Genomic DNA, 13,083 nt, shown 5'->3' with positions numbered 1-13,083 from the left:
TTGCTTACTATTCAGTGGCGGCTAGCTGTTGTCTTGTTGGTTGAGGAAGTCTTTGAATTCCTCTTCATAGATATTAAACAGCACCATGGTGACCGCAAAAATCAGTGGGCCATAAATCAAACCAATCAAACCAAATAAGTGCAGACCACCTAATAATGAGAAGAAAATCATTAAGGTATTCATGCCTGCGCTGCCTTGCATCAACAATGGACGCAGCAAGTTATCAATCGAACCGACGATGACTACACTCCATGCGGTTAGGAAGATTGCCCACGTCATATCACCGGTGAGGAACAAGTACGCGGCGGCTGGTATCCAGATCAACGCCGTACCGACAACTGGAATGAAGGAAGCAAAGCCCATCATGGTGCCCCAGAATAAACCAGGGAAGCCAGCTAGCCACATACCGATACCGCCCGCTAAGCCTTGCGCGATAGCTGTTAAAAACGAGCCCATGACTGCGGACTTCGAAACTTGTTCTATCTCGGTCAAGATTCTATCTTCTTGGCTACGAGAGAGTGGCAGAATATGTCGAATTGCCGAAATGATTTTGTCGTGGTCACGTAATAGGAAGAAAAGCACAAACAGCATCAGGAAAAAATCCATCAAGAAGTTTGTTGCATCACCCAGAATTTTCGCACTGATCGCGACAAGGTTTGAACCAAAAGTGGTAGCAAATTGCCCGATTTTTTCGGCGATGGCTTTTGGCTCGATTTTATCGAAAGGTAAGTACTCATTAACAATGGATAGACCTTTGATAACCCAAGGATGTTGGAAGATGTCTTGAATGCCACCATTGGTGACCCATTTGTACGTATTCTGAGAAAAAACAGAGCCTTGTTGAACAATTGCAGCAAACACAAACAGTAGTGGAATGACAATAATGAAAGTCAAAACTACGCACGTGAGCAGCGATGCCGAATTTTTGTGTTTTGGCATTTTACGCTCAAACCACTCATGCACAGGAAACATAAGCAGTGAGATAATGAAAGCCATTACGATCGAATTGATGTAAGGCTCGACCAATAAATAGCAAGCAAAAGCAGCGGCGAGTAGAGCGATCATTAATACACGATGACTCGACGTGATTTTTACGTTGTTTGGCATGAGATAAATCCAACTTACGGATGACGTTTACAATGGCTCGCGTTGATATCAGCGCGAAACCTTTATTACTTTGCACCGGCTTTCCTTTCAGCCTTATGACACAGCTGAATTGGGAAGGGGTAAATGACCTTGTTATAATGACTACAAATCAGATGGTTATCAATCAAGAGATGAAAAATGGGTTGTTGTAACGGCGATAAGAAATGTAAATCTGAGAAGAAAACCAAACGTATTCCGTGGTTTGGCATTGTTCTAGGCGTGTTAGCTGTCTTGGTAATTTTGAACTGGCAATAAAAAAGGACCTTCCGGTCCTTTTCTTATAACTTGCGTATAGCGCTTATTTTGCTTCTGCCGCAATGATTGCAAAACAGCGATCCGCCGCTTCTAGTGTCGCGTCGATCTCTTTTGAACCGTGCGCTAGAGACGTAAAGCTTGCTTCGAATGCTGATGGCGCGAGGTATACGCCGTGATCTAGCATTAAGTGGAAGAAACGCTTGAATCGTTCGATGTCGCACTTAGTTACGTCTTCGTAGCAAGTTACTGTTTCTTGGTCAGTGAAGAAGAAGCCGAACATGCCGCCCACTTGGTTAACAGCTAGTGGGATACCGTGTTTCTCTGCTAGAGACTTAAAGCCATCTGCCAGTTGCTTAGTTTTAGAAGCTAGGCGTTTTTCATTGCCTTCTTCTTTTAGAAGGTTCAAACAGGCAAAACCTGCAGCCATTGCCACTGGGTTACCAGAAAGCGTACCAGCTTGGTAAACAGGGCCTGTAGGCGCAACGTATTGCATCACTTCTTTACGGCCACCGAAAGCACCCACAGGCATACCGCCGCCGATTACTTTACCTAGTGTGGTTAGATCTGGTTTGATGTTGTAGTGTGCTTGTGCGCCGCCAAGTGCGACACGGAAGCCTGTCATTACTTCATCAAAAATCAGCAGTGCGCCTTCTTGATCACAGATTTCACGCAGGCCTTCGTGGAAGCCTTCTACTGGTGGGATACAGTTCATGTTGCCCGCTACTGGTTCAACGATGATACATGCGATCTCACCTTTGTTCGCTGCAAACAGTTCACGTACAGAATCTAGATCGTTAAATGTTGCCGTTAGCGTGTGCTTAGCAAAGTCTGCAGGAACGCCTGGAGAGCTTGGTTGGCCTAGAGTTAGTGCGCCAGAGCCAGCTTTTACTAGCAAACTGTCTGCGTGACCGTGGTAACAGCCTTCAAACTTCATGATCTTGTCACGACCAGTAAAGCCACGAGCGAGACGAATCGCACTCATGGTTGCTTCTGTACCAGAACTTACCATGCGGATTTGTTCCATTGATGGTACGAGTTCAGACACTAGTTCTGCCATCGCGATTTCCATCTCTGTTGGTGCGCCAAAGCTCAGGCCACGTTGTGCCGCGTCGATAACCGCTTCACGAATAACAGCGTGGTTGTGGCCAAGAATCATTGGACCCCAAGAGCCAACGTAATCAATGTACGCTTTACCATCGGCATCAAAAATCAGTGCACCGTCTGCTCGTTCGATAAATAGCGGAGAACCGCCAACGCCATTGAATGCACGAACTGGTGAATTTACACCGCCAGGAATGGTTTGCTGAGCTTTTTGATACAGCTCTGATGATTTGGTCATGGGGTTATCCTCTTTTGATTGCTCGGACCAAGTGGGGCGCATTGTACCTAGCTATAATCAAGTTAGAAACGTTTTGCTTAATTTATGTGTTGTTTCGCAGTGTAATCTTACATATCAGCGACCAATCTAAAGAATCGGCGGCGAATACTTGAACGAGTTTGTCAGGTATTGGATAATCGTCCTCAATTAGCACAAATTTGACGTCTTGCTCCAGGCTTGACGCATTACACGAGTGAGAGAGGTCTTCGTGAGCGAAGTAAACGTACCATTATCTTTTTCTGATGCTGCAGCATCTCGCGTTAAGGCACTGATTGCAGAAGAAGAAAACCCGGCATTGAAATTGCGCGTATACATTACTGGTGGCGGTTGTAGCGGCTTCCAATACGGCTTTACTTTCGATGAGAACGTAAATGACGGCGATACAACCATCGAAAACAGTGGCGTGACACTGGTTGTTGACCCAATGAGCCTGCAATACCTGATTGGCGGCATTGTGGATTACACCGAAGGGTTGGAAGGCGCTCGCTTCTTCGTTAACAACCCGAATGCAACAACCACATGTGGTTGTGGTGCATCATTTAGCGTGTAATTGACACGATGACAGGCAGCCAATTGGCTGCCTGAGTTTTACGTAGCAGGATGTCACGTAAACATGCTCTCAGCGCTCCGCAGGAGAGAATAATAAAAAGGACTTTGTATGTCTGGAACTTCGTTTGGGCGACGTTTTGTCGAACGTCCATGGCTAGTATCTCTCATCCTTATTTTGCTACTTGTTGCTTGGTTGGCTGCAGGGCAGCTCAAAGCACAAGGTGACCACACCTCATCCCCATCTCTCCAATCTGAAAACACGCCCTTAGCTAAGGTGATGTTTGATACTTTCACCGCAAAACCTACCAGTAAAACGATAGAACTTTATGGCCGAACCGCACCCAATCGCCAAGCTCGTCTTGGTGCAGAAGTGGCCGGTAAAATTGTCAGTCTCAACATCAATAAAGGGCAACTTGTTAAGCAAGGGCAAGTGATTGCTAACATTGATAAGCGGGATTTGGACAGTCAGCTCAAACGCGCTCAGGCTATGCTGCGAGTGAAAGAAAAGGAGTTTAATGCCGCAAAATCCCTCAAAAGCAGGGGGTTACAAGGCGAGGTGGCCTTTGCGACTGCGGAAGCCGCGTTAGTCGATGCAAGAGCGAACCTCAATAATGTCCAAACCGCTCTCAAGAATACCGAAGTTAAAGCGCCCTTTGATGGCATTGTTGATCATCATTTTGTCGAAGTGGGTGACTTTGTCGGTGTGGGCGACCCAATAGCGACAGTGATTGATTTAGAGACTCTGGTTATTGAAGCCGACGTTAGCGAGCGCCATATCCAGTATCTTAAAGAAGGTCTTCAAGCGGATGTCAGAACTATCAATGGTCAGCATCACTTGGGGATTTTACGTTATATTGGTCGCGTTTCCTCCGCATCGACCAATACGTTTCCGATTGAAATCGAAATAGATAATCGCAATTCGCTCATCCCTGCGGGGATCAGTGCGGAAGTGCAGCTCCCTTTGAATGAAGTGCTAGCGATTAAAATTACCGCTGCAATGTTGGCGTTAGATGAAGAAGGGAATTTAGGTGTCAAAACACTGCAAGATGAACACGTTAAGTTTGTTCCTATTCAGTTAGTCAAAGCAGAAGAAGATGGCGTTTGGTTATCTGGGCTTGGCGAGCAAGCGGACATCATTGTATTAGGACAGGGGTTTGTTCGTGATGGCGATACCGTAATTGCGAATAAAGTCGGTGATGTCGCTGCCGATGCGGCCGAAAAATAGGGAGGCAGCATGTTTAGCATAATTGACGCTGCGTTATCCCGATCAAGAACGATGTTGACCTTGTTGGTGATGATCCTCATCGCAGGGGTCATTACTTACGTCACCATCCCAAAAGAATCTAGTCCCGATATCACTATTCCTATCATTTACGTCTCTGTGGGGCATCAAGGTATTTCTCCAACTGATGCTGAGCGTTTACTGGTTCGTCCTATCGAACAAGAACTGCGCTCAATTGAAGGGGTGAAAGAGATGACATCGGTTGCCTCCGAAGGCCATGCCTCAGTCACTTTGGAGTTTAGCGTCGGCGTGGATCTCGATAAAGCGATGGCGGATGTTCGCGACGCGGTCGATCTGGCGAAACCTAAGTTACCTGCAGACAGTGATGAACCGACGGTCAATGAAGTCACTTTTGCTTCAGAGGAGCCTGTTTTAACTGTTGTGCTTTATGGCACGGTGCCAGAGAGAACCATTGTTCAAATCGCACGAACGTTGCGTGACCGATTAGAAAGCTTCCGCCAGATTTTGGAAGTCGATATTGCTGGTGATCGTGAAGATATTGTCGAGATCGTGGTCGATCCGCTTTTAATGGAAAGCTATGGATTGGATCAGGCCGATATCTATAACTTGATCGCACTAAACAACCGAGTGGTTGCGGCTGGGTTTGTCGATACAGGGTATGGGCGCTTTTCGGTCAAAGTTCCGTCGGTGTTTGATTCTCTGAAAGATGTTCTCGAATTGCCTATCAAAGTGAATGGCAAAGAAGTGATCACCTTTGGTGATGTGGCCACAGTTCGCCGAGCGTTTCGTGATCCGGAAAGCTTTGCCCGCTTGGATGGTGAGCCTGCCATTGTGCTTGACGTGAAAAAGCGTGCTGGCGAGAACATTATTGAAACCGTCGCGTTAGTTAAAGAGGTGATTGCCCAAGGGCAACTGCGAGCAGAGTGGCCAAGTAATTTGCAGGTGAAATACACTTGGGATCAGTCGGATGATGTTAAGCTGATGCTTAGTGATCTGCAAAACAACATTCTCTCGGCAATCATTTTGGTGGTCATCGTTATTATCGCGATCTTGGGGGTAAGAACGGCATTGTTGGTTGGGATCTCTATTCCAGGATCTTTCTTAACGGGGCTGTTAGTTCTCTCTGTTTTTGGTCTTACCGTAAACATCGTGGTGCTGTTTGCCTTAATCATGGCGGTCGGCATGCTGGTGGATGGTGCAATCGTCGTCACTGAGTTTGCCGATCGGAGAATGCAAGAAGGCACGCCGCGTAAAGAGGCATACCGAGACGCAGCCAAACGCATGGCATGGCCGATCACCGCCTCTACCGCAACTACGTTGGCGGCATTTGCTCCGCTTCTTTTTTGGCCGGATATTACCGGTGAGTTTATGAAGTACTTACCGTTAACGCTAATCGCGACGTTAGCGGCGTCATTGGTGATGGCTTTGCTATTTGTGCCTGTTATTGGCGGCATTATTGGTAAACCTCAGGTTATCAATCCTAAAGCCCAACAAGAAATGGTGGAGTTGCACAACGGAAACTTTGAGAAAGCGACAGGAATTACCAAGCTTTATTACAAAACCTTGTTTGTGGCGATTCAACATCCTTGGAAAGTGCTGCTGAGCGCGGTATTGCTGGCGGGTGGTGTTGGATTTACTTACAGTAAAGCGGGGTTAGGAGCTGAGTTTTTCCCTGAAGTCGACCCGCCATTTTTCACCGTAAAAGTACGCTCTTACGGGGATCTTTCCATTAATGAGAAAGATATCGTAATGCGAGAAATTGAAAAGGTCATGCTGGGTCATGATGAGTTTGAAAGTGTCTACACTCGCACTGGATCGAGCGATAATGGTGACGAAATCGGTCAGATTCAAATAACTCCTGTGGATTGGCAATATCGTCGTAAAGTCAAAACGATCATTGAAGAACTAAAAGCTACCACCGACCAATTTTATGGCGTTGAGTTAGAGTACAAATTCCCGGATGCCGGCCCTCCGGTTGAACATGATTTGGTGATTGAAGTTTCTTCTCGAAGTAGGAGTATAGGCGAGCTAGATGACGCCGCGAAGCTAGTTAGGCTTTGGGCTGATAGCAACCCAGCACTGACTAATTTGAGTGATACCACCAATAAAGAGGGGATTGACTGGCAAATTGACATTCGACGCGACGACGCTTCTCGTTTTGCTGCCGATGCAACTTTGGTGGGAAATACAGTTCAATTTGTCACGAATGGTCTGAAAATAGGGGACTATTTACCTGACGATGCGGATGAAGAAGTCGATATTTTGGTGCGCTACCCACAAGAGAAGCGAGATATTGGTCGATTCGATCAGCTAAGAGTGAAAACCGCTGCAGGTTTAGTGCCTATAACCAACTTTGCTCAAATTAAGCCAGACCACAAGCAAGATACTATCCGTCGTGTTGATGGTCATCGAGTTATCAACATTAAAGCGGATATGGTGGAAGGCTACAATTTGGCGCTTGAGTTACCTAAGATTGCCGCTGAAATGGAACAGCTCGGTTTACCGGAAGGTATTGAATATAAGATAAGGGGGCAAAATGAGGAGCAGGAAAACTCATCAGCGTTCTTGCAAAACGCTTTTGTTGTGGCTCTTGGCGTCATGGCGCTCATTCTCATCACGCAGTTCAACAGCTTTTATCAGGCATTTTTGATTTTGAGTGCGGTGCTGTTTTCAACGGTCGGGGTTTTTGCTGGGTTGCTTATTTTCCAAAAACCATTCGGCATCATCATGTCTGGCATTGGTGTGATTGCCTTGGCTGGTATCGTAGTTAATAACAACATTGTACTGATTGATACTTATAACCAAATGCGAAAAAGAGGACTGGACAAAGCAGAGGCTATCCTGCGGACCGGTGTGCAACGTTTGAGACCGGTGCTATTAACCACAATTACGACCATTTTAGGGTTGTTACCGATGGTTCTAGAAATGAACATCGATTTAGTTAATCAAAAAGTCGAATTTGGTGCGCCGAGTACGCAATGGTGGTCTCAGTTAGCGACGGCAGTAGCAGGAGGATTAGCATTCGCTACGGTGTTGACGTTGGTGCTTACGCCTTGTTTGCTTATGTTGGGAAGAGATCATCTTGCTAAGCCCGAACCTGATGAAAGCGAAGAGGCAGCGTAATGCTGCCTCTTTTTACTTTTCCGTTTATCTCATTGCCAGTAACTTACTGTAACGATCCAGCTTGTCCATACTGACTTTTGCATTCGCCATGAAGGTTTGTCTTGCTTTACCTGTTAACGATTTGGATTGCGGCAAATTCACTGTTCTTGGGTTTTTGTGCACGCCATTTACTAGGAACTCATAATGTAAGTGAGGTCCTGTCACACGACCTGTTCCACCAAGCGTACCGATAGTTTGACCTTGTTTAACACGTTGACCCGTTTTGACTGTGCGCTTCGTTAAGTGCAGATACTTGGTAATGTATGTGTTGCTGTGCTTGATGAACACGTAGTTCCCGTTGAACTTGTTGTAAGCCGATTTTTGCACCACACCATCACCAGCGGCCCAAATTGGCGTACCAACAGGTGCTGCGTAGTCAGTGCCTCGGTGAGGACGTACTCGACCCGTAACTGGGTGAAGACGACGTGGGTTAAAGTTTGAAGTCACGCGACGGAAATCCAGTGGAGCGCGCAAGAAGGCTTTTTTCATCGCTCGGCCATTTTCGTCGTAATATTTGCCCGTTTTTTCATCTAAAATAGCCGTAAACGTATCGCCCTGGTTTTTGAATATCGCAGCGATGATTTTTCCGCGACCAATGACTTCACCTTCTACAACTTCTTCTTGATACAGCACTCGGAAAGAGTCGTTTTTGCGAATATCGAGTGCGAAGTCGATATCCCAGCCAAAAATTCCTGCTAGCTCCATGATTTGGTTGCCATTCAAGCCAGACGAAATTCCTGCGTTCCAGAAGTTGGATTTGATGGTTGCCTCGGCGTAGTTAAATTGGTAATCGACCTCTTTTTTATCGACCTCAGAAACGTATTTGCCGTCTTGCAGTTTGATGCGAAAGGTTTCAAATGCGCTTAGCGTACGGCGCAGTTGAACCAAGTCGTTTTTCTCATCAAAACCAAATTGCAATTTATCGCCCGGACGAAGACGAGTTAACTGCTGTTCAATTTCTTTATCGGAGGACACTAACTCGTGCAGTAGACGAGCAGAGAGTCCCACTCGATTAAATAGAATGGCGGCGCTCTCGCCATTTTTTACTTTGTAAGTTTCCCAGCGCAAAACCGAAGACATCTGAGAAGAGCCATTTAATGTCGTCAATTCAAGTGAGATCGGCACAGGATAGTGTTGACCAACTTTTAATCGGCTTTGTTGCGGGTTGAGGTCTTGCGGATCGGGCAGAAAGAACAGTGCAATGATGATCAGAGCACTAAAAAAACCGATCAATACTTTGTGCAAGAGTGGAAGTCGGACAAAAATCGAATGCATGAGGTACTTGATTGCTAAATTAAACGGAAAAAGTGACAACTACCTAGTCTAACGTGTTTCAAAATGCATCGCTATTCAAGTAATATGTTCAGCTATTATATTTTTGCCAAATCTGTGGGAGTGAACAAGAATGGCGAGCATTGAAGCTGCACTAGCCGAGATTAAGCGCGGTGTTGAAGAGCTGATTCCAGAAGAAGAGCTAATCGCAAAACTAAAAGAAGGTCGTCCTCTACGTATTAAACTGGGCGCCGATCCAACAGCACCTGACATTCACCTAGGCCATACGGTTATTTTCAATAAGCTTCGCTTGTTCCAAGAACTGGGTCATGAAGTGACGTTCCTAATCGGTGACTTCACTGCAATGGTTGGTGACCCAACAGGTAAAAACACCACTCGTCCACCGCTAAGCCGCGAAGACGTATTGCGTAATGCTGAAACGTACAAAGAACAGGTGTTCAAAATTCTAGATCCTGCGAAGACTAAAATTCAGTTTAACTCTGAGTGGCTGTCTGAGCTGGGCGCAGAAGGTATGATTCGTCTTGCTGCAAACCAAACCGTTGCTCGTATGCTAGAACGTGACGACTTTAAAAAGCGTTACGCAGGCGGCCAACCAATTGCTATCCATGAGTTCATGTATCCACTTCTGCAAGGTTGGGACTCAGTTGCGATGGAAACGGACGTTGAATTAGGCGGTACAGACCAGAAGTTCAACCTTCTAATGGGTCGTGAACTGCAAAAATCTCACGGTCAAAAGCCTCAAGTTGTACTTATGATGCCGCTTCTTGTTGGTCTAGACGGCGAGAAGAAGATGTCTAAGTCTGCGGGTAACTACATTGGTATCAGCGAAGCGCCAAGCGAAATGTTTGGTAAGATCATGTCGATCTCTGATGACTTAATGTGGAGCTACTACGAGCTGCTATCGTTCCGTCCTCTAGAGGAAATCGAACAGTTTAAAGCGGATGTTCAAGCGGGTAAAAACCCACGTGATATCAAAGTGCTACTTGCTAAAGAGATCATTGCGCGTTTCCACAGTGAAGCCGATGCAGATGCGGCAGAGCAAGAGTTTGTGAACCGTTTCGCTAAGAACCAAATCCCTGACGAAATGCCAGAATTTGACTTTGATGCTGGTACTCCAGTAGCGAATCTTCTAAAAGATGCTGGTCTGTGTGCGTCAACGTCTGAAGCGATGCGCATGGTAAAACAAGGTGCAGCAAAGGTTGAAGGCGAGAAAGTTGCCGACGCTAAATTTGCACCAGAAGCTGGTACTTACGTATTCCAAGTTGGTAAACGTAAATTTGCACGTATTACGATTAAGTAATCCATAATTATTACGTATGGAAGCGCCCAATGGGCGCTTTTTTTGTTCCTAAAATTGGCAAAAAAAGAACAAAGCCCACCTGTAAATATGGATTAACTTTGCTACTATACTTGCGCTGCTAATCAGGGCAGCGATATCGGAGATTTACATGAACAATACCGACCATCCTCCCAGTCGTTGGGTGAGTAAGATTAAGGGAGCGAAATAACCCGCTTCGGTATTGGCGATCTCCGTCTTACCCGAGTGGTGAGGCATCTTTTCTAATTTTCTTCTCGTTATTTCCTTCATACATTCTGAATAGACAGTGCTTTTGCATTGGTGAATTTGCGTGTTTGTGTCATCTATCGGCATAAAGGCGTGATGAGCTTGTGCTTGTGTTGTCGATGGTCGTTACCAATGCCAATCGGGAGATTCGCCATGACGGTAATGAACAACACTTTTATTGAAACAACACCAAACTTTTCTGAAGTAGAAATTGGTGCAGCTCGCAATGCGTTTTTGAAATACGATCAAGAGCAGCAACTTCATTTGCTCACCATCATGCCAATAGATGAAGCGGTGGGGATTTTGAAGCACTGTTCTGTAGGGTATGTGAACAGTTTGATGTCTCAACTTGAGCATGCGGGTCATGATAAGCGTGCGCGTCACTATGCGCACCAATTGGGTTTGCATGTGTCGGAAGTTGATACTCCTGACGGTTACTTATCAACAGGCGTACTAGAGCATGTAAAGCAGCGAATAGGCTGGATTATTGCTCTCGCTTTATTGGGGATCGTTTCTGGGCTGATTATTGCTCAGTATGAAGATACATTGAGCCAACTGGTTTTACTTGCAGTGTACATGCCGGTGATTGCGGCGGCTGGTGGTAATACGGGTACTCAAGCGGCCACATTGGTCATTCGTGCATTGGCCACAGGTGAGCTTAAAAAGCGTCAGTGGTTAGCAGTACTTTGGAAAGAAAGTCGCGTAGCGCTGTGTCTCGCATTAGCGATCGCAATAGTTATGGTTGGACGCATTATGCTTTTTAGTGCTGGCCAATCTACGGGGGGCTTTGAACTGACAGACATCGCACTTGCAATCGCAGTTGCTTTGTTTATTCAAGTCTCAATTTCCACGACGCTTGGCGGTTTGTTGCCAATAATTGCCCGTGCTTGCAAGCTAGACCCAGCCGTATTGGTGAGCCCTGTGCTTGCATCAATCGTTGATATATCAGGTATGTGGATTTACTTTACTGTGGTGAATTACTTCTTAGGTATCGCCTGACTAAAATTCACGATGTCACGGTAAAATAACTGCTCAAAATGCGTAATAGGGGCGATGACAGGTTTGTTATCGTCCCTTTTTTCTGGGAAGTAGTCTGAGACAAACTGTACGAAAATAGTATTCGGCTGGCCATTTTTATCTAAACCATAACCCGCCATGTTGTAGGTTCCGTACAATGAACCACTCTTGGCAATCAGTTGACCTTTAATTGGGGCATTCCGCATGCTTTGGCGGTATTGCAGCGTACCCGACTCGCCTGATTTAGGCATGATGGCAATCAGCTTCAGTGTTTTTTCGTTTTTCCAGATATAACGTAGGATTTCTGCCATTTTGTTCGCAGAAATACGGTTGTTTCTTGAAAGGCCCGATCCATCTTCCAAGCGTGCGTTACGGATATCGATGCCAGTGTTGGCGAAAATGATCTGTTTGATCGCTTCTGTACCATTGGTAAAACTTCCGGGTTGAACAAAAAATTTCGCACCCAATGTTTTCGTTAATGTGTCTGCGATCAAATTGTCAGAATGCTTGAGCATGTCATCAAGTAAATCGGATAGCGGCTTTGATTGATGTAATGCCATCAATTTACGTTGTTTCTGTGGCGCTGAACCAATCTTAATTTTGCCTTTGAGCTCAATACCTAATTGCTTGAGTAACGTACTGATATTTTGACTGGTATAACGTTCAGGATCTTGAACCGCAAATTTGAGAGGCAGCGGCTTTTCTCGTTCGACTAAGCATCCTTTTAATTCGTAGCGATTGTCTGGGTTAGCAAGCAGGTCTAAATCGCAATGGCGGCTCTTTTGAATGGTCTTAGAAACGGTCTCGACCGAACTTTTAACACGAATAGGTTGATGCTCTGGCACATAGACTCGAGTCCCGCCATCTTTTTGCGTATAGATAGAAGCTTGGACACAGTTGTTGTTGAGTGTAATGCTAGAAGCCGGAGCGCTGTAGCAAACCCCCAGAATGTCCCACGGCCAACCCACCGCTCGGTCATACCCTGTAAAGGCACTGTTGTCTAACCACAAGTCACCGTTAATGCGCGTTAAACCATTTTTTTTCGCCAATGACAGCAACGCTTTCAAATCTTGGGTTTGTAAGGTGGGATCTCCGACAAAGTAGATAACGGCATCGGAACTCGAGGTTTCAAGCTTTGTTCGAAATGCAAAGCTGTCCCCTAACTCTAATTTAGCAGCTAAGGCTGTGACAATTTTTAAGGTGCTCGCAGGTGGAAATAGTTGGTCTGTTGGACGGATACCATCGAGCGTGGAACTTTCGGTTAGTTTTTCTGCAACTAAGCTGATACGGGCGCCCTCTGGCAATACCTCTTGATGAGGATACGCATAAGACAATAGCGGAAAAATAAGAGAAGAAATGAGTAGAGGCCAACGTAAACGCATAGTGTGATTTTCTAGGGTTAGTTATGTGATTGAGTATACGCAAGTCCACTCAATATGCTAGGTGCATCCAAGAATGCTTGGTTCATCATTAATA

9 protein-coding genes are annotated in these 13,083 nt (G+C 45.7%); 5 read left to right on the top strand and 4 right to left on the bottom strand.

What is annotated here, in order from left to right:
• Positions 1 to 21 precede the first annotated feature (21 nt).
• Together ACF8EG_RS06850 and hemL are read right to left on the bottom strand one after the other, a co-directional pair.
• Positions 22 to 1,107 carry an AI-2E family transporter gene (locus ACF8EG_RS06850; RefSeq protein WP_005461253.1) on the bottom strand — a complete coding sequence of 362 codons (1,086 nt, stop codon included), beginning with the start codon at positions 1,105 to 1,107 and terminating at the stop codon, positions 22 to 24.
• A 337-nt stretch (positions 1,108 to 1,444) separates the two neighbouring features.
• Complete coding sequence (hemL, locus tag ACF8EG_RS06845; protein WP_069507394.1) at positions 1,445 to 2,740, bottom strand: glutamate-1-semialdehyde 2,1-aminomutase; 1,296 nt, start codon at positions 2,738 to 2,740, stop codon at positions 1,445 to 1,447.
• Between the two features lie 247 nt (positions 2,741 to 2,987).
• Between hemL and erpA the strand changes: the two genes are divergently transcribed.
• The 3 genes from erpA to vmeK all read left to right on the top strand — a co-directional run bounded on the left by erpA (position 2,988) and on the right by vmeK (position 7,694).
• Positions 2,988 to 3,329 carry an iron-sulfur cluster insertion protein ErpA gene (erpA, locus tag ACF8EG_RS06840; RefSeq protein ID WP_005461279.1) on the top strand — a complete coding sequence of 114 codons (342 nt, stop codon included), beginning with the start codon at positions 2,988 to 2,990 and terminating at the stop codon, positions 3,327 to 3,329.
• Between the two features lie 108 nt (positions 3,330 to 3,437).
• Positions 3,438 to 4,553, top strand: a complete 1,116-nt coding sequence (vmeJ, locus tag ACF8EG_RS06835; RefSeq protein WP_065764235.1) for a multidrug efflux RND transporter periplasmic adaptor subunit VmeJ — start codon at positions 3,438 to 3,440, stop codon at positions 4,551 to 4,553.
• Positions 4,554 to 4,562: 9 nt separating this feature from the next.
• Entirely contained in the window at positions 4,563 to 7,694 is a 3,132-nt protein-coding gene (gene vmeK / locus ACF8EG_RS06830) for a multidrug efflux RND transporter permease subunit VmeK (RefSeq protein WP_024699407.1), read from the top strand.
• A 24-nt stretch (positions 7,695 to 7,718) separates the two neighbouring features.
• Here the strand turns inward: vmeK and ACF8EG_RS06825 are convergent, their stop codons facing one another.
• Entirely contained in the window at positions 7,719 to 9,008 is a 1,290-nt protein-coding gene (locus ACF8EG_RS06825; RefSeq protein WP_005490383.1) for a peptidoglycan DD-metalloendopeptidase family protein, read from the bottom strand.
• Between the two features lie 130 nt (positions 9,009 to 9,138).
• Here ACF8EG_RS06825 and tyrS point away from each other — a divergent pair, with 130 nt between their 5' ends.
• Together tyrS and ACF8EG_RS06815 are read left to right on the top strand one after the other, a co-directional pair.
• On the top strand, positions 9,139 to 10,326 hold the full coding sequence (gene tyrS, locus ACF8EG_RS06820) for a tyrosine--tRNA ligase (protein ID WP_005479092.1): 1,188 nt from the start codon (positions 9,139 to 9,141) through the stop codon (positions 10,324 to 10,326).
• 417 nt (positions 10,327 to 10,743) lie between these two features.
• Entirely contained in the window at positions 10,744 to 11,589 is an 846-nt protein-coding gene (locus ACF8EG_RS06815; RefSeq protein WP_005494055.1) for a magnesium transporter, read from the top strand.
• On the opposite strand, the gene dacB is transcribed toward ACF8EG_RS06815, so the two are convergent.
• Positions 11,568 to 12,989 carry a serine-type D-Ala-D-Ala carboxypeptidase gene (gene dacB, locus ACF8EG_RS06810; RefSeq protein WP_005479070.1) on the bottom strand — a complete coding sequence of 474 codons (1,422 nt, stop codon included), beginning with the start codon at positions 12,987 to 12,989 and terminating at the stop codon, positions 11,568 to 11,570. The two genes, ACF8EG_RS06815 and dacB, sit on opposite strands and share 22 nt — an antisense overlap.
• Positions 12,990 to 13,083 lie beyond the last annotated feature (94 nt).

Source organism: Vibrio sp. YQ_11 (assembly GCF_043103065.1).
GTDB classification, from domain to species: domain Bacteria; phylum Pseudomonadota; class Gammaproteobacteria; order Enterobacterales; family Vibrionaceae; genus Vibrio; species Vibrio parahaemolyticus.
The sequence above is the reverse complement of the archived record's forward strand: the minus strand, read 5'-3'. Positions and strand labels throughout refer to the sequence as shown.